The 17,274-nt window shown below is 65.7% G+C and carries 14 protein-coding genes; 3 read left to right on the top strand and 11 right to left on the bottom strand.

All coding sequences use genetic code 11. The features are described 5' to 3' along the window. Window positions 1-75: 75 nt before the first annotated feature. Entirely contained in the window at window positions 76-636 is a 561-nt protein-coding gene (locus VFC51_04990) for a hypothetical protein (GenBank protein HZT06364.1), read from the top strand. 87 nt (window positions 637-723) lie between these two features. Beyond that, entirely contained in the window at window positions 724-1,797 is a 1,074-nt protein-coding gene (locus VFC51_04995; protein ID HZT06365.1) for an NAD(P)-dependent oxidoreductase, read from the top strand. Window positions 1,798-1,816: 19 nt separating this feature from the next. Here the strand turns inward: VFC51_04995 and VFC51_05000 are convergent, their stop codons facing one another. After that, window positions 1,817-3,046: an MFS transporter gene (locus VFC51_05000; GenBank protein ID HZT06366.1), complete on the bottom strand. Its 1,230-nt coding sequence runs from the start codon at window positions 3,044-3,046 to the stop codon at window positions 1,817-1,819. Between the two features lie 572 nt (window positions 3,047-3,618). Between VFC51_05000 and VFC51_05005 the strand changes: the two genes are divergently transcribed. After that, window positions 3,619-4,008: a DoxX family protein gene (locus VFC51_05005; protein ID HZT06367.1), complete on the top strand. Its 390-nt coding sequence runs from the start codon at window positions 3,619-3,621 to the stop codon at window positions 4,006-4,008. 168 nt (window positions 4,009-4,176) lie between these two features. Here VFC51_05005 and VFC51_05010 read toward each other — a convergent pair whose 3' ends face one another. The 10 genes from VFC51_05010 to VFC51_05055 all read right to left on the bottom strand — a co-directional run bounded on the left by VFC51_05010 (window position 4,177) and on the right by VFC51_05055 (window position 17,258). After that, the gene (locus VFC51_05010; GenBank protein ID HZT06368.1) at window positions 4,177-5,439 is read right to left on the bottom strand and encodes a Gfo/Idh/MocA family oxidoreductase; all 1,263 of its coding nucleotides are present in this window, start codon (window positions 5,437-5,439) and stop codon (window positions 4,177-4,179) included. A 152-nt stretch (window positions 5,440-5,591) separates the two neighbouring features. Continuing rightward, window positions 5,592-6,545, bottom strand: coding sequence for a TAXI family TRAP transporter solute-binding subunit (locus VFC51_05015; protein ID HZT06369.1), 954 nt, complete (start codon window positions 6,543-6,545; stop codon window positions 5,592-5,594). A gap of 3 nt (window positions 6,546-6,548) precedes the next feature. Then, window positions 6,549-7,835 (bottom strand): Rieske 2Fe-2S domain-containing protein, encoded by a 1,287-nt coding sequence (locus VFC51_05020; protein ID HZT06370.1) that lies wholly within the window; start codon window positions 7,833-7,835, stop codon window positions 6,549-6,551. A gap of 37 nt (window positions 7,836-7,872) precedes the next feature. Continuing rightward, entirely contained in the window at window positions 7,873-9,645 is a 1,773-nt protein-coding gene (locus tag VFC51_05025; protein HZT06371.1) for an ABC transporter substrate-binding protein, read from the bottom strand. Between the two features lie 89 nt (window positions 9,646-9,734). Continuing rightward, on the bottom strand, window positions 9,735-10,775 hold the full coding sequence (locus VFC51_05030) for a hypothetical protein (protein HZT06372.1): 1,041 nt from the start codon (window positions 10,773-10,775) through the stop codon (window positions 9,735-9,737). A 170-nt stretch (window positions 10,776-10,945) separates the two neighbouring features. After that, window positions 10,946-11,893 carry an ABC transporter substrate-binding protein gene (locus VFC51_05035; protein HZT06373.1) on the bottom strand — a complete coding sequence of 316 codons (948 nt, stop codon included), beginning with the start codon at window positions 11,891-11,893 and terminating at the stop codon, window positions 10,946-10,948. 40 nt (window positions 11,894-11,933) lie between these two features. Then, window positions 11,934-12,836: an anthranilate phosphoribosyltransferase gene (trpD, locus tag VFC51_05040; protein HZT06374.1), complete on the bottom strand. Its 903-nt coding sequence runs from the start codon at window positions 12,834-12,836 to the stop codon at window positions 11,934-11,936. 15 nt (window positions 12,837-12,851) lie between these two features. Next, on the bottom strand, window positions 12,852-14,144 hold the full coding sequence (locus VFC51_05045) for a Rieske 2Fe-2S domain-containing protein (GenBank protein ID HZT06375.1): 1,293 nt from the start codon (window positions 14,142-14,144) through the stop codon (window positions 12,852-12,854). A gap of 150 nt (window positions 14,145-14,294) precedes the next feature. After that, on the bottom strand, window positions 14,295-15,443 hold the full coding sequence (locus tag VFC51_05050; GenBank protein ID HZT06376.1) for a Rieske 2Fe-2S domain-containing protein: 1,149 nt from the start codon (window positions 15,441-15,443) through the stop codon (window positions 14,295-14,297). Window positions 15,444-15,587: 144 nt separating this feature from the next. After that, window positions 15,588-17,258, bottom strand: a complete 1,671-nt coding sequence (locus tag VFC51_05055; GenBank protein ID HZT06377.1) for a serine/threonine-protein kinase — start codon at window positions 17,256-17,258, stop codon at window positions 15,588-15,590. Window positions 17,259-17,274: the final 16 nt, after the last annotated feature.

Here is a 17,274-nt window from a genome sequence, read left to right on the forward strand (position 1 = left end):
CCTGACGCGCCGGCGAGAATGGTGTATACCAGCACTGCGCCATCCGCAGCCCACGCGATCTGGACTGGCTGATCCATGCAGTCGATGTTCCTTGATCTCGCAGTCGCCGCGTTTGGACTTGCCGTCCTCTCCGTCCTGGCGCGCCAGCCCGTCATCTATCACGACCACGATTGCCTGCACGTCGAGCGCTCACTCCTCGATCACTTTCTCGCAACCGCGGGGCTGACCCTGTGGGGCCTCCTCGTCGGATATACGACGGCCGCGCTGATGGCGGCGCGGAGCTGGAGAGGCGGGAGCGAGGTGGCGGCAGTGCTCATTGTCGGCATCGCGTGCGCGCTGATGGTTCGTCGTCGCTTGCGCGCCGGCCTCATCGTCGACCGCCTGCGCGATCGCATCTGCCAGGACGATCACCTCATTGCACGGGCGAGCGATGTCCAGGCGATTCACGTGGCCGACGTTCGACAGCCAGCCGTACTGGTCCTGCGGGACGACGTGGGACATCTCCAGAACCTGGCGATCACCGGGCTCGGCAGCGATGGCCCCGCGGTCGGGTCAGCGGTCGCGATGTTCCTCCACGTGCCCCTTTTGAGCATTGAACCGGGCCGAGACTCGCCAGCCTCCCACTCACGAACGTAGACCGCGCGCGGACCGATGGGAGCCACGGCGTTCCGCATACTATTGAGCCATCTTTGCCGACTTGCTGAAGGGGGGGATGATCGCCTCATGCCCAAAGTGTTCGTGTTCGCACCGACCGGAGATAGCCATCGAGACCTCGAGGCGAAGGGTTGCCAGGTGGTCCTCGGCAAGCCTGAGTGGCACGAGCCGGGCGGCGATTACGAGTCAGAGATCGCCTTGATGGCAGCCGGAGCGCACGCCATGGCTGGGACGTCGATGCGCGCCTCGCCCATCACCCGCCGGGTGATCGAGGCCGCCCCGGACCTCCGCATTGTCGCGAAGGCCACCGTCGGTGTGGACGACATCGACGTCGATGCATGTACTGAGCGCGGGATCCTCGTGACGCACGCCCCCGTCGAATCAAACTGGGGCAACATCGCCGAGGTGACCGTCACCTTCATGCTCTCGCTCTTGAAGGGCGTGCAGCAGCAGGACGCGACGATTAAGAACGGCGGGTGGTGGACACCGGGCAAGCAGGGAGCGTACGTTGGAAGTCGCCAATCCGATGGCTACCCGGGAATTACGCTGGGGATCATCGGACTCGGCCGAATCGGCGGCCGCGTAGCCCACTTGATGCGACCGTGGAACATTCGGATCCTCGCATACGACCCGTACGTTCCCGACTATCGCTTTCTGGAGTTCGGGGCTCACCCTGTGGATCTGGACACGCTGCTCCGAGAGTCCGACGTGGTCACTGTGCACGTGGTGCTGACCAAAGAGACGCGGCACATGATAGGGACCCGAGAGTTCGGGCTCATGAAGCCGACGGCCTATTTCATCAACACGTCCCGCGGAGCCGTCGTGGACGAGCGGGCGCTTTCCGATGCCATCCAGGAGGGGGTGATCGCCGGCGCAGGGCTCAACGCCTTCGAGGACGAGCCGATCCCTCTCGATAGCCCCCTGCGGAGCTTCGGCAACAACGTGCTCCTGCGGCCCCACGGCGGCACGCCACTCGCCGGTGCCGAGCTGACCGTGGGCCGCGCGGCCGGCCAGAATACGGAATGGGTGAATACGGACATTCTCAAGGCGATGCGGGGCGAGCTGCCGGTACACATCTTCAACCAGGACGCGATCCCACGATGGCTCGAGCGATTCGGAGGGAAGCCGGTGACCGACGCCTGAATTCCAGGCCCACCGCGGGTCAGGGACGCGGTGGGAGGCTCTCCACCGCCGGGTTCACCCGGCGAAGGGACTCGCGGGCGACGAACGTGATCAGCAGACCGGACACGAGCTGCAGCGGCACGAACACCCAGAAAGCCGCTGACGGGCTCACGGCGTCTGCGATAGTCCCCGCGGCGGCCGGACCCAGAACGGAGCCGATATCGCCGAAAAGCCGGCGCAACGCCTGGAGACGCGCTCGCGCGTGCTCTGGAATAACGTCGTACGTGTAGGTCGCCATCGAGCCGAGCGCAAGCCCCGACGACACACCGCACAGGACGGCCAACGCCGACAGAGACGCGGCGCCTGTCGCCAGGGGAAAGGCCAAGAATACCGCGGTCGCCAGGTAGGCGCTCGGCATGACGACGGCCTTCCGCCCCCGCGTATCGAGCAGCATGCCCGTGGGCGCGATCATCAACATATTGGCCAGGCCGTACACGCCGAACCAGCTTCCGATCTCCGTGGACGTATGGCCGAGCTGAAATCCGACGTAGAGTGGGATGAGGCTGGTGATCAACGTACCCCGCATCATCGCAACAAACGTGTTGATCACCAGCACGACGTACGTGGTCCGAAAATACGGGTCCACCTCGCTGAGCCGGCCAATGGCCGCCATGCGCTGATCCCCGGCCGGCCGAGCGCGCGAAGTCTCCGGTATGTGGATCGTCGCGGCAAAGGTGAAGCAGGCGATGAGCGCATAGGCCCAGAACACAGCCCGGAACCCGACCGCGTCGGTGACGATTCCACCAAGCACGGGGCCGATCGCGATGCCTACCGAGTTCATGCCATGAAATCCGCTGATCATGCGGCCGCGCTGCTCCGGTCGGACGACGTCGACAACGGTCACCTCCCGCGCGACCTGCCAGGCAGCGACGCCCAATCCCGCGAAGAACTGGGCGCCGAGCAGCACGGCGAACGACGGAGCGATGGCGGTCAGCGCCGAAGCGGCGGCCACGATGATGGGACCCGCGAGGAGGATCGGCCGCCGCCCGTAGCGGTCGAGGAGGTGCCCGGCCGGGATTCCGGCGATGACCCGTCCCAGCATGCCCGCCGTAACGAGCTGCGCGGCCAGACCCGGCGACACGTCGAACGCGCCGGCGAGCTTTGGGATCGTGGGTACGACCATACCCTGCCCGAGGCTCATGACCATGGCCGGCGCGTAGAGGCTGATGAGCAGCCGAGTCGTGTCGCTCAGGCGGATGTGTCGAACCACGCGATTCAGTGCCAGCCGTCGGTCACGGGGCCGGTGCCTCGGTCGCGAACGGGAAATCCACGGTTGAGCAAGGCCGTCCTCTGTGTCTGCGCGCACAGGGGACAACGCGAGACGGCATCCGCTGCTCCCAAGGGGAATGCCCGGGATTGTACGGCAGAGCGCATGGCGGGCCGCCGACCTGGACCGCCCGCGCCGCGGAAGCGAGGGTGCGGAATCCAGCCGACATCGTTCCATGCTGCTCGCCGCGCCTCCCCCAAGGGTCGACGAACCATGTCCCAAACGAGAGGGACCGTCCCTTGGCCGCCACCACGTCCAGGGACCTGCTTGGGACCGACCTGCTCGAGCACAGGGCCGAGTTCAACCGCTAGGATGAGCTACGGTCCATCGATCGTGTCGCGCGCGATCATCGACGCCTGCCGCCCCACCCGATGGCGGGACCAATTCCCGCGGCCGGTTGCGACGAGCCAGTTAGGCGAGCATCCCGCCCCTTCCGACCCGGGGCCCCATCCGAGTACCGTATAGGTATTGGCGACGCAGCTCGACCTGGAGCTCTCAGTCGCGGGGAGAAGGCCATGACGTACGTTCTCTGGATCATCCAGATTATTCTCGCGATCGTCTACCTGTTTACGGGAACGGTCAAGCTCATCACACCGATCCCCGAGCTACAACAGCAGCTCGCGTTTCCCGGTTCCTTCATCCGATTCCTCGGCGTCGCCGAGGTCCTGGGCGCTGTCGGACTCATTCTTCCCGGCCTCGTCCGCATCCTCCCGTGGTTGACCCCACTCGCGGCCGCGGGACTCCTCATCATCATGGTCGGCGCCACCGTCGTGACCGCGGCGACGATGGGATTGTTCCTGGCGATCATTCCTCTGGTCTTCGGGGTGCTGGACGCATTCGTCGCCTACGGACGCTGGCAGCTCGCGCCGCAGCGCCAGCGGTCGCGCTGGATGGAGGCCGCGTAGATCGGGCGAGCAGGTCCGCGGCGGGCCGCGTCAATGGACGGGCGATGGGATCAGGCCAGCGGGAGGAGCGCGCTGCAACAGAGTGTGTCGCGGGGTTGAGGGATTGCAGAGACCGAGGAGGCCAGCCCGACAGGAACAGCGGGCTGGCCTCCTTTCGGCGTCGACGGGCTACTCGTTTTCGAGATAGGGGACGATGAGGTCCAGGTCGTAGCTATCGGGAACCGGCACCTGGTGTGACAGCCGGATTTCCTTCCGTTCTTTCGCGGATTCCATAATGGCGAGGGCAACCTCGAGGGTCGCCATGCCCCACCGCCCGTCGTGGAATGGCGGCTTGCCCTCCACGATCGCCTTGCGAAACTCGACCAGCTCTCCCTGGCGCGTCCCCTCGCCTTTGCTATTGATCGACAGGTCCACGTCGTGCTGGCCATCATCGTCGTACACGTAGATGCCATGGGGGCTTGCCCGCATCGCGCCGCGCTCGGCGCTCACTAGCACGATTCCCGCGTCGGGATTTCCCATAAACCTCGGAGCCCGGGCGCCGTTGCGCTCGGCGAACTGATTCCCCGCGTTCTCGCCGCCGATGCGGAGGGCCTGCTTGTCCGCCTCATCGTCGCGGACGCCTTCGGACATCGCGCGCCGCAACTCCCGACGCTGTTCCCAGGTATACCGCGAGTTTTGCACGCCGTTGAGCAACTCGCCCGTGAAGAAGTAGCCCCGGCCATCGTGGAAGATGTACGCCGGTGTGCCATCTTCGAATTCCAGATACGCGGAATAGAACGCGCTGAACGGACGATACGCAGCGTCCGCCTTGGTCGTACCGCGCACACTGCGGACCATCCCGCCGCCGATCAAGCGCATGCTGTCCACCTGGTGGGGCGTCTGTCGCCAGACGACGCCCGCTCCCTGGGCCGGGTCCTGCTCCTCGGCCGATCGTGGCCGCAGGATCCAGTCGGTGAAGGCGATGGCGTGGAGACTACTGAGTTTCCCGAGCCTTCCCGAGTTCATGACCCGCCGCATCGCGCGAATGTGGAATCCGTACGAATCCGTGTGCCCGGCGGTGAGGATGCGGTTATTCTTGGCAGCCGCCTCGTTCATCGCCTCGGCCTCCTGAATGCTCAGGGCCATCGGCTTCTCGACGACCACGTGCTTCCCGTGTTCCAGCGCATAAATCGTGTGGGGAGCGTGGAAGCGGTTCGGGGTCGAAACCCAGACGGCGTCGACGTCGGGATCTGCGCATAGGGCTTCGATGCTGTCGTACACCTTCGCGTCTGGGTATTTCGCCTGGAACCGTTCGCGCGTCACGGGGTTGATGTCGGCGCCTGCGTACAGCTCGATCCCCGGCGTCGACGCCATTGCCGGCAAGATTTCCGCGCCCCCGACGCCGATGCCCACCATGCCCATGCGAATTGTCTTCGTTGGAGCCGCAGCCACGCTATCCCTCCTTGCAGCTGTGATTACGCGTCGCCTGATCGAGGTCGCTGTCTCCACGGCGCGCTCGAACGGCATCGCGGTCGAGCAGGCGTGTCAATCTGAGCCTCATTCTCGCATTTTGCGCAGCGCGTGTGAAGCGGGCCCAGTCCCGGCTACCTCAGGTAGCCGCGCTCACGCCAGAACCGTTCCGCGGCTGGGTGCAGCGGCGCGGGAAGCGGCGCCTCCTCCGCGTCGATACACATCCGGTCGAGGGGAAGCGGCCCGTCGCCTTCCCATGGAATGCGATCGCGGCGCGTCTCGAGCGCTTCGCAAATCATCGTGACGAGGTCATCCGGAGCATCAGCCGACGTGAAGACGGCCCACCCGCTGAAGTCCAACGTCGTCACGTCCACTTCCCGGGACAAGGCTGGGTACTGGCTTCGCGAAACCCGGGCGCGCCGAAACCCCATCGCCTCCAGGTGCTGCAGCGTCGGCTCGTCGAGATTGACGATCCGCATGCCGGCGTCCACGGCCGCCGGGGCCCAGTTGGCCACGGCTTCATCGAAGATGGCGTCCAGCTCACCGCGCTCCACGGCCGCCGGCTCGGCCGTCGGGATGGTCGCATGGCGGCGAACGTCTCCGCCCCAGGAGACGATGTCGTCCATGGAGAACCCGTGGGCGGCGAGCACGGCGTCGGTCAGCACGTGGCCGCCGTGGTCGGGCTGCGCGCGCACCGACACGCGGAGCGGGTACCGGCGATCGCGGACGTCTTGGAGTGACGCGAGCCCGGTACGCTCGGCCAGCGCAAAGATGAACTGGTCATGAGACGGGAGAACCGTAATCGTGCGCACCGGAAGCGCGCCGCTGAACGGACCGGTGCCACGATGGGCGAGCGTCAGGATCGTCGATGGATTCACGATGGCGAGCTGCACGTCGCCCCGCGCCACCTCGGGGATCACGCTCGGCGCATTGCTCCCGAACAAGCACAGCTCCGGCCGCGACATACCCTGATTCAACAGTTCGACGCGGGCCTGTGCTGGAATGCCGCGCCTCCCCATCAGCTCCGACGCGACTTCCAGCACCAAGCGCGACCGAATGACGGGCGGGGTCGCGTGCGGGCGCGCCACCGATCAGACCTGGTTCACAGCCGGCGCCCCGGCCCGCGCGAGAATCATCTCCCGACTCGCTTCGACCCAGTTCAGCTCCACGGGGAGATTGACGATGGCCGATCGCACGGCGAACGCCTCTGGCTGGTCCACCCCTGGCGGCGTGACGCCATTCTCGCGCAAGGCCTTCGCTGCCGCGAGGAGCCGACGGCGCATAGCGATGATCACGGTGTCGGTGGATCCGAGGTGCTCCACCGTCCGGTCCATGATCGGGCCCATGCTTTCCGTCGCCATCTTGTCCTGGAGAGGAAAACCGGGGATACCCGAGAAGCTCTCCTTCTTTTGCGCTTCGCGGTCGATGAAGTAATCGTTGGTCTTGTTGCCGGCCGGACGCCACTGCTCGTGCCAGTGGGTGCCTCGGGGCAAGTAGCCGCCAGGACCCGACTCGGGTTCATCCGGACCCTCCAGCGGGGCATCCGGCTTCCAGCGAATGCGCCACTGCGCGGTGTTTTCGTCGTCGATCGGGATCCACATGCGTATCCACAGCACGCCCCGCTCGCGGAGAGTGCCCACGGTGAACATCGAGGAGCTTGGGAAGAGGACGGGCGTGATGCGCCAGTTGTATTTCCCCTCCTCGGCGTCCCTCCGCGACCCGGAGAGCAGCCCATATGGCGTTTCGGAAACCTGGAGATAGAGGGGCTTGCCATAGTATTGGTTGGCGGAGCCGTGCTCGTACTCGAACTTCAGGAAGCTGTGAAGGGCCGGCACGTGGGCGTCGTCCATGTCGCCCTCGAAGGCCTGGGCCCAGTTGCATTCACGCAGCGTCTTGCTGATGGCGTAGTGCCCCTCGGGCACGTGCGCCCACTCGTACCGGGGGAAGTCCGGCGGCTGGGAGCGCGGCCCCATGTAGACCCACACCGTCCCATTCCGCTCCTGGCACGGATATGCGCGCTGTCGAACCTTGTCCTTGAAGCTGCTCTCGGGCGGCTCATTGGGCATGTCGACGCAGCGGCCGGTCACGTCGAACTTCCACCCGTGGTACACGCAGCGGAGTCCGCTCTCTTCGTTCCGGCCGAAGAACAGCGAGGCGCCGCGATGGGCGCAATTCATCGCAAGAACTCCGACTCGACCCGCCGTGTCACGGAACGCCACGAGGTCTTCGCCCAGCAGCCGCAGCCGCATAGGATCGCAATCGGGCTCCGGCAGCTCGGATGAAAGGAACGCTGGCAGCCAATACTGGCGAAACAGGTTCCCCATGTCCGTTCCGGGGCCGACCCGAGTCAGGAGCTCGTTGTCAGCTTGGCTCAGCATCGTGACCTCCTCGTCAAGAAAATTGGCGTAACCGCACCTACTGCAGGTCCCACTGGTGAATGTTCCACGTAATTCGACCTGTCGTGTACATCGTCGTGTGTCCGACGTTCTTGACCCTGTTGGAGTAGGCGTGCGTGTTGGGGTTCGGGGCAAGCACGATGGATGGCAGCTCGGTGGAGAGAATCTTCGCCATCTGAGCGCGCTGCTGGACTCGCTGCTCCGGATCCAGGGTGATGTTGAACGCCTCCACGAGCCGGTCGTATTCGGGGTTGGACCACCCGCCCCGATTCTCGCCGCGCCAGCGATTGTCGGCACTCGTGATCTCCGTGCCGCGATAGAGGGACGTCTGCTGCACCTCAAACGACCCCGACGTGTTGATGCTGATGGAAGAGAAGGTGCTGCGGACTTCCGAGTTGAGGGCATCTACTGACGCGAGGGGAAGCTCCTGGATGTCGAACCCTGCCTTGCGCCAATTGGCGTCCAGCACCGGTAGCTCCGGTCGATTCTGGGGCGATTGCAGAATGAACGTGAGCTTCCCGTCGGGGCCCGCGTAGAAGCCGTCTGGACCTTTGCGATAGCCCGCCTCGTTCATGAGGCGCTCACTCGCGGCGAGATCGAAAGGATACTTCTGTGTCATGCGGTCAATGCTTGGATAGTAACTCGTTCGGGGATCGAAGATGGTATCCAGCACCGCCAGCTCCCCTGCCCAGATCGTCTCGCTGAACGTCTGTCTATCGAAGGCGTGGGCCAGCGCACGGCGAACCCGCACGTCGAGGATGGCCTTGGGACTGACAATGTCCGGGCGGAACTGAAATTGCGCGGCGCTCAGGGAAACGGTGTTCAGGCCGGCCGTCCCTCTTTGGCTCGACGCCCATTCCCTCTTGAGCTGAACCTCCTGCTCGAAGCTGATGGAGTTGAGCGCGACGTCGGTCTCGCCGGCCAGCATGTTGGCAAATGCCGTATTCTGGTCGTTCATGAAGAGCAGCCGGATTCGGTCGATCTTGGGGCGGCCCAGCACGTGCTGGTCGAACGCCGTCGCCTCGATGAACGAGCCCAGCTCCCATCGGTCGAGCTTGTATGGGCCGGCGCCGACGAACTCCCGGGACCAGTACGGACTCTCTTGAATGGTCTGCGCCACCCCACCAGCGAACGTCGATTCCAGGATGTGGCGGGGGAGCGGAACCAGGCCAAACCGCGTCGCGCCCTGCAGCAGCACGCCCGCATCGGGATAGACGCTCTTCCAATGGATGATCAACGTTCTGTCGTCTGGCGCGGCGACGTTGTCCATCTGGCTGAACGGCACGATGCCCGTGCGAAAACCGGCCGCCGGCGTCGCGTTCTGGAAGGTGAAGACGAAATCGTCGGCGGTCAGCGGCGAGCCGTCGTGCCACACGAGGTTCGGCTTCAGCCGGTAGCGGGTCTCCATCGTCCCGTCGGGATTCACGATCCAGCTATCGGTATTCAGCACCGGAAGAGCTTCGGCCAGATAGGGCTGGGGATGGTCGTCACCATCGTAGATGTCCAGGAAGGCGTTGAACATGCGCTGCCAGAAGTCCGTGGCCGCCAACCCGGCGGCGGGTGCCAGCGCGGCGATGAAGTTCGGCTCGCCTTCAATCGAAGCCGTGAGCACGCGCTCGCGAGGAGGGGCGCTCGACTGGCTGTTGCCCTGGGTGGCCGCTCCGGTGGCGCAGTTCGTGAGCAGCATCAACGACGAAACAAGTACGCCGATGCGAGTCCATCCTCGCTCTCGCTGAGTTCTCCCCTTTCCGCCGGCCATGGCGGGCACGTCTGGTTCACGAATCGCGTGCAATGAGCATCTCCATCGGGTCGCGGCCCGTTAATGTGGCAGCGCGTCCAGGAGCAGCCGAGCGCTGATGCGTGGGCTGCCAGGAGTTGAGACTAATCGGCGGCCGCCCAAAGGCCGATGACTGGGGAAACCTCGATGGGAAGTTGGCCCCAGCTATCGCCGCGGTCGTGGGTGACCATGAGGCTGCCGGTCGGCTTCCCGGCTCCCGCGCGGTGCCCTCCCAGGGCTGCGAAGGCCCCGTTTTGGTCGACGGGATGGTTCACCAGCATGTTCACCATGGGGGGCATCTCCTCCGCCAGACCCTCACCCACCCAGTGCCACGAGCGCGCGCAATCATCGCTGCGGTAGATGGCCGATCGAGCCCCCTCTGGCCGGGCCCAGTACCCGGGCGAGCGGTCCGCGCTGGCCAGCAGCATCGTGGGCGGCTCCTCCGGACGGACCGGCGGGAGAAAAATGAAGCTGTGGAAATAGTCACGCTTGCATCCGTGCTGGGCGCGCACCCACCCAGCGGCAGGATCGTCGCTGGTGAAAAAGCCGCGCGCCGCTGCGGTGAAGTAGCGGGTTTGGCTGCCGGGAAGGGCTCGAATCCAGTGCATGTCCGGGTAATCGATCCCCTCGGTGACGTCTTCCCACGAGGCGCCACGATCGAAGCTTCGGACCACCCCGCCGTGCTCCAGGCACACGTACAGCGTACGCGAATCGTCCGGGTGGACGAAGATGTGGTACACGTGCCCTTTGTGCGGGGGCTGCGGAAACCACCAGTTGAACTTCACGTCCTCCGGCAGGTCGAGGAGCGTCGTCAGCTCCTCCCAGGACTTGCCGCGGTCCTCACTCCGGTAGAGGTGGATTGGCTCGGTCCCGGCGTAGATGACGTTGTCGTCGCTGGGATCGACCGCGACGGCCCACACCTCGCCCTCGAGGAGCTTCGTCCAGTGCTCGCCCCCGTCCGACGTTCCGTAGAGACCGCCATGGAGGTCCGCCACGTACACGCGCTCCGGGTGGCGAATGGATCCCGCCACGCTCTCCGATTCCGTCCCGGGCAGGTAACCAACCTCCGACCAAGCCCCGGATCTCGGAGCAAAGACACGAACGCCATCATAGGTTGACGCGTACAGTCGAGCCTGTTCGTTCATCGGACCATCCTCCCTCGCGTTCGGGTTTTCGGCGCCACAGCAGACCCAGAATAACCGTTCGCCCTGAGCCCCCGACCCGTTTGTCCGGAGCCTGTCGAAGCGGCGCACGGTCGGGGTTCGACAAGCCCACCGACAACGGAATGGCTTTCCTCATCAGCCCGTTTGACGCTTCAGCTGTCAAATCCGGCGTAGAAAACGTCCTCCACTCCGAGCTGATGATCGACGATTCCCTGCTCCGCGCAATAGCGCAGCAGCGTCTCGATTGGCACCCGATTCTTGCTCACGGAATACGGAACCGGGTCGGGTCCGAGCACGTCGAGCTGCTGCTCCAGCGCCTCCCAGTACCAGAACAGCCCGGAATCGCGGTTGTTCAACAGCTCTTTCAACCCGATCTGCTTGGCTTCGACGAAGGCGTCGAAGACCTCTCGAGCCTGATCGGGGTGGTTCTTCAGGGTGGCCTCGGTGCAGGCGATGACGTTCATCATCGGCATGATGTGCGTCTTGCGCCACCAGTCCCGTTCCTCTTTGCCCGCATCGGGAAACAGGCGCCTGACGGTCGTGCTGCCCTGGTGGTGGATCATCTCCGCGTCAAATGAGATCAGCGCGTCGATCTCGCCCTTCCGAAGCAGGTCGTGGAGGTTCGTGCCCTTCTCGGCGCGCTCCACGCGGACGCCGGGCGGCGCCTTGTAGCCCGGCGGGCCGATGTCGAGCCAGCTGATTTTGTCGAGCTGGACGCCATATCCATCCTGCAGCAGCCCGCGAATCCAGATCGTGGCAGTGGTGTTGTAGCTGGTGCCAACACGCTTGCCCTCGAGGTCCTTGGGCGTGTCGATGCCCCGGTCGGCACGGATCAGGATGTACGAGTGGCGAAAGGTCGTGCGAATGAAGACGGGAAAGGCCAACACGGGGGCCCCAGCCGCGCGAGCCTGAATCAGGCCTGCCAGCCCGCATTCCGCGTAATCGGCGACGGGGTTTTCTCCGAGAAGTCCGTTGACGCCGACGTTCTCCTGCTCGCGCATCTCGATCTGATAGGTCCGATTTGGGACCTTGCCCTCGAAGAGCGCGTTCGTCCAGTCGTGCTTGCGACAGGAAACCCGGACATTTGGGGCCGCAACCATGGGCTGTCTCCTATGCGAAATGTGGAGGGTGGCACGTCATCTACGCCCTCATCGACGACGCCCGAGCTTCCGCGGATTGCCTGAGCTTCTGCGAGATTTCCACGACCTGTTCGAGCTTCTTCGCGACCGCGCCGCTATCGATGGTCTCCTGGGCCAGGGCGATCCCGGCGTCGAGCGATGGGACACGGTCGGCCGCGTAGAGCGCAGCCGCGGAGTTCAGTTCCACATATTGCCGATACAGGCTCTTGCGTCCGGTGAGGAACACTCGGGTGATCAACGCGTTTTCGACCGCGTCACCGCCAAGAATCGCGTGCCGCGGCGCGCGGAGATAGCCATAGGCTGTCGGATCGAGGGTCCAGGTGTTGACCCGGCCATTTCTGACCTCGTGAATCGTCGTGGTCTTCGTGCAGGTGATCTCGTCCATCCCATCGTCGCCGTGGATCACCAGGGAGTGGGGGGTGCCGAGATCACGCAGCACTTCAGCGGTCTTGGCGGCCAGATCGGCGTCGGCCACACCGACGAGATAATAGTTGGCACCGGCCGGGTTGGCGATGGGCGTCATGAGATCGGGGAGAGTTCTGCCGGCGCCGGATCCGTCGTTCACGACGTCAGGGTGATATTGCGGCGCGTACAGGAAGCAGATTCCCGTCTCCCGGAGGCACGCGGCGGCCGCTTCCGGCGGCAGGTCGTACGCCACACCAAGCTCGCGCAGGAGCTCCGTGCTGCCGCAGTCGCTGCTGATGGCCGGGCGGTTCTGCTTGGCCACACGGACGCCCGCGGCGGCGGCGACGAGCGCCGCCAGTGTCGAGATGTTGATGGTCTTGAAGCCGTCGCCACCGGTGCCCGTGGTGTCGAGGACCGGGCCAACGGCCTCGACGTGAGGCCCCGTCTGGCGCAGCTTTTTGACCAGTTCCACCAGATCGGAAACGGACGGAGCTGCCATGCGACCCTCCGCCCCTTATCGGACCCCGGCCGCAGCAAGGGCCGGGTCCGGATACTCGACGGCAGACCAGGGGGTCCCGGCGGGCACCACGGCGGTCCCGCCCCGAATCTTGCTCCAGTCGATCGAGGGGTCGGCCGCGGGGGTCTCGCCAGTCTCCTCGAAGCGACGAATGGCAGCCAGGAGGACCTCCCGAAGACGCACGACCATCGCATCGTGGACGCCGAGGTGCTCGCCCTGGCGGTCGTAGATGCGACCCATGCTCTCGGTCACCGACATGTCCTGGATCGGCTTCCCCCACGGCATTCCCGAGTAGCTCCAGCTCTCCTTGCGCTCGCGCATCGCCTTGCGGTCCTGCAGGTAGTTCATCTCCAGCGTCCGGAGCTTGCGGTGGTCGCTCCCCAGGTCGATGCCGACGCGCTCGCCCCGGGCAGCCAGCTCCCGCTCGCGGTCGAACGGTCGTCCGCCGCGCGTGCGCACGTCGAACAGCCAGGTGTGCTCGTCGTCGGATGGCACGAACATGTGAGGCGAATAGTCGAGGTACACGGACCACGGGATGATCACCGGTGTCATGCTGATCACCTGGCGGCCGGGGTCCGACGGGTCCGGCCTGGTCACGCCGTACCGGAACCCGTAGGGTGTGTCCACCATCTCGTTCTTCTGGTCGCGGGGGATTCGAACCAGCGGATAGCCCTTCGCGACCAGCGCCTGGATCTGGTCCTCCGTCCAGTGCATGTATTCGAAGCCGGCGTGCAGAGCGTTGTTGTGGGCGCTATCCGTCGTCCCCTCAACTCCCTGAAGGTAACTGCACGCGTAGTCGATCTTCCCGACCACGAGCGAGCTATCGTCGAGGCTCATCCACCAGTAGTCGGGGAGCGCCGGCTGTCGGTCTGGCGGGCCCATGTAGGCCCAAACCACCTGGGCGCGCTCGTAGGTGGGATACGCGTTCGCGCGCACGTGGAACTTGATCATGCTCTCGACCGGTTCGCACGGGGTGTCGAGGATCTTCCCGTCCGCCGCGATCTTCCACCCATGGTAGAGGCAGCGGATGCCCCCCTCCTCGTTCCGACCAAAAAAGAGGGAGGCGCCCCGGTGCGGGCACCGCTCCTGCATCACGCCCACGCGCCCATCGGAATCGCGGAACGCGATGAGGTCCTCGCCGAGGAGGCGAAGGCGAATGGGGTCACAGTCGGGCTCCGGAAGTTCCTCGGAGAGGCAGGCGGGGACCCAGTAACGCCGCATCAGCTCGCCCATCGGCGTACCACGACCGACGCGGCAAAGGATTTCGTTCTCCTCCGGGGTAAGCGACATATGGTCACTCCTGAATCGAGACTGGTCGCGCCGGGTGTGGCGCTCGAGACGCTGGGCCGCCGTGTGAAACGATTGCGCGATAGTACCCGCTGCCGGTCCATAGGGCAAGTCATTGGCCCGGAGCAACGCCGGCCGCCCAACGTCGAGCGGTCAGACGCGCTCGTACAGGCGCGGCGTCGCCACGAGCAGCTCCTCAGGGTGCCGCCAGTCCTTCGGCGATCGCCCCTCGGCGATGGCGCGCAGGTCGCGGCTCCACAGCGTTCGCAGGAGGACGAGTCCCACATCGGAGCTGCCGAGGCGCTCGTGCTCTCGGTCGGCGATGGCTCCCTGCCCAACCTGGGTCACGTCGTCGCCGACGGGAAAATACATCTCGCCCATCTCGATGTCGTCCACGGCCATTCGCCCGGTCCGAATCGCCTCGCTCAGGCTCGATACCCGCCGGGCGAACTCGATGGGGTCCTCATCCCGGTGCGTCTCGCTCGGTCGGCGCACCGCTCCTGGGGCGATGAGGGCGGTGGCGGGTATCAGGTGATGCTCGTCGTCGACGGGCACCTTCCAGTGCACACGCTGATCGAAGTCGGAGATGTTGAGCTGAAGGATGTTCGGCATGTGGTAGTGCCAGGACCAGGTTCGTTCCTCACCGGGCCTGTTCAGCGTGATCCGAATGCCGTATTCGGTCTCCTCGACCCGCAGTCGCGGGATGACCTGCTCACCCACGGGCCCCCGGCGCTGCCAGTGCACAAAGTAGTGGTGGAGTTGGTCGACGGCGTTCTCGGCGTCCGTGAAGAAGTTGCACGCCCGGTAGTGGAGCGTCACCTCCCGCTCCCCCACGCCTTCCATCTCGGGGAAGCGTCGCATCGGCGGCGGCTCTCCCTCCCCGAGATAGACGAAGATGAGCCCGAGATACTCCCGCGTCGGATAGGAACGGATCCGCACGCGGTCGCAGAAGGGGGTGACTTCGGCTGGCTGGTGAACGCACTGGCCTGTCGCGTCGTACATCCAGCCGTGATAGCGACACCGAATGTTGTCGCCCTCAACCCACCCGGTGGAGAGCTGCGTGCCGCGGTGCGCGCACCGAAACGCGACCACGTGGGCCTCGCCCGACTGGCCTCGATAGAGCGTGAGATCCTCGCTCATGATCTGGATCGGTACGGCTTTCCCGCGCGCCAAGTCTCGAGATCGATAGACCGGCTGCCAGAACCGGCGCAAGTACCGGCCGGCGAGCGTGCCGGGGCCCGTGTGCGCCCAGTCCCGCCAATCGGCATCTCGCCCATCGCTATCAAGGGTGGCCTGGGTCATTCCCGCGTACCTCCGATTCTTGACTCACGCGGCGCACTATCGCGGCGACGCATCGACCGCCACGTCGGTACCAGCCGCCAGGCGACTTGGCGGATCATAGATTGGACGTGCCGTGCCGTCAAAGGCTCGATGTGCCGCCTGGCGTCACTGATCCGTTACGTGCGCGACGGAAAGCTTGCCGAGCCGCAGCGCCACATCGCTTCCCGACTCTGCCGCGCCGACCACGGAGATCTGAAACCAGCCCTCCTTATAGGCATCGTCGTGTACGTCGCCGAGCAGTGTCCCGTTCGCGCTCGCCGCGATGCTCGATCCCACACACACCATCTCCAGGTGGTTCATCGCGGTATCTCGCTGAATGGCTGGCGAGACTTGGTCGGCCACCAACGAGGTCGACGTTCCGCTGATGTCCATCTTCGAGATGCTGAACGAGCGCGTGGACGGGGTCACGGTCAATTCGTACCAGCCCTGCTCGTTCGCCCGACAGACGATGCCGATCACCCGCCCCGTGGCCGGGGCCCCAACCAGCCGGGCGTCCACGGCGATGATGGCATCCCGGAAGATCCCCGGAACCGCGACGAAGCCGCCGCGCGGCCCGGCGATCTCGTACTCGTGGTCGACATAGCCCACGCGGAACGTCGCCGACTCGGGCGCGGCGGACGGGAGAAAGCCCGCGCTCGGATCCCCGAAGTCGTCCGTGAGGGCGACGCTCGTCGCGCGCGCGGGCGGTCGGGTCGCGGCCGGCGCTGGCGAGCCGGCGCTCCCCCGGAGCACCGCCATCGCGATCGACGCGACGACGACGACGCCGGCCGCGGCGGCGGCAAGGGCGACCAGTGGGGCTGAGGGCCAGCTCGGGCGAGCGGTCGAGCCCTCAGGCGAAGCGCCGGAGGGCTCCGGCGCCTGCGCCGCGGCGGGTTGGGCCCGGCGCGGCCGCGGCGTCACCTCCGTGCGTCCGGCATCGGCGGCGAGCGGAATCGTCTCCCGCGCCGCCGGCGTTGCTCTGACGCCTGCGAGGTCCGCGGCGAACGCGGAACAGGCGGGGAAGCGCTCCTCTGGCGCCTTCCGCATGGCGCGAAGAAGCGCCTCGGCGACAGGCCGAGAAAGATCGGGGTTGATCTGCTGGGGAGAGGGCGTGGGCTCGTGCACGTGCTGGTACAGGACCGCGTGGGCATCCCCGGTGTACGGCGGCTCCCCCGCCAGCAGATGAAACGCCATGACGGCAAGCGAATACTGATCGCTCTGCGGCCCGACCGTTCGCCCCATAGCCTGCTCCGGGGACATGTAGATCGGCGTACCCAGAGCCAAACCAGTCCCGGTGATGGTCTCGGCCCCGCGCAGGTGAGCGATCCCAAAGTCGGTCAGGAGGGGGCGAGACCCGTCCATGAGGACGTTCGCGGGCTTCACGTCGCGGTGGATGATCCCACGGGCGTGCGCGGCGTCCAACGCGCTCGCGACCCCGGAAATGATGGCGTAAACGGTGGGCGGGTCCATGGGAGTGGGGAACTGATCGAGGCTCCGTGCGCCCGCGATGTACTGCATGGCCAGAAACCAGAGGCCTACGTCCGGATCGAAGTCGAAGTCGAAGACGGGCAGCACGTTGGGATGGGAAAGCCCGGCCGCGGCCAGCGCCTCGCGCCGAAATCGCTCGACGCTCTCTTCGCGGGCGCCGTGCTCCGGATGCAGAACCTTGATGGCCACGTCTCGATCCAGGCGCGGCTGATGTGCGAGATACACCGCGCCGAATCCGCCCTCTCCAAGTTGCGAAACGATGACGAAGCTGCCCCGCTGAAGGACGGTCCCCGGTTCGAGGGCGGCCATGCATTGTCCTCTGTAA

The sequence above is a fragment of the Chloroflexota bacterium genome, from assembly GCA_035652535.1.
Lineage (GTDB): Bacteria > Chloroflexota > UBA6077 > UBA6077 > SHYK01 > DASRDP01.

Excerpts from the sequence above, each read along its gene's own strand:
- VFC51_04990 (HZT06364.1), top strand. The coding sequence starts at position 76 with ATGCAGTCGATGTTCCTTGATCTCGCAGTCGCCGCGTTTGGACTTGCC.
- VFC51_04995 (HZT06365.1), top strand. The coding sequence starts at position 724 with ATGCCCAAAGTGTTCGTGTTCGCACCGACCGGAGATAGCCATCGAGAC.
- VFC51_05005 (HZT06367.1), top strand. The coding sequence starts at position 3,619 with ATGACGTACGTTCTCTGGATCATCCAGATTATTCTCGCGATCGTCTAC.
- VFC51_05020 (HZT06370.1), bottom strand. The coding sequence starts at position 7,835 with ATGCTGAGCCAAGCTGACAACGAGCTCCTGACTCGGGTCGGCCCCGGA.
- VFC51_05030 (HZT06372.1), bottom strand. The coding sequence starts at position 10,775 with ATGAACGAACAGGCTCGACTGTACGCGTCAACCTATGATGGCGTTCGT.
- VFC51_05035 (HZT06373.1), bottom strand. The coding sequence starts at position 11,893 with ATGGTTGCGGCCCCAAATGTCCGGGTTTCCTGTCGCAAGCACGACTGG.
- trpD (HZT06374.1), bottom strand. The coding sequence starts at position 12,836 with ATGGCAGCTCCGTCCGTTTCCGATCTGGTGGAACTGGTCAAAAAGCTG.
- VFC51_05045 (HZT06375.1), bottom strand. The coding sequence starts at position 14,144 with ATGTCGCTTACCCCGGAGGAGAACGAAATCCTTTGCCGCGTCGGTCGT.
- VFC51_05050 (HZT06376.1), bottom strand. The coding sequence starts at position 15,443 with ATGACCCAGGCCACCCTTGATAGCGATGGGCGAGATGCCGATTGGCGG.
- VFC51_05055 (HZT06377.1), bottom strand. The coding sequence starts at position 17,258 with ATGGCCGCCCTCGAACCGGGGACCGTCCTTCAGCGGGGCAGCTTCGTC.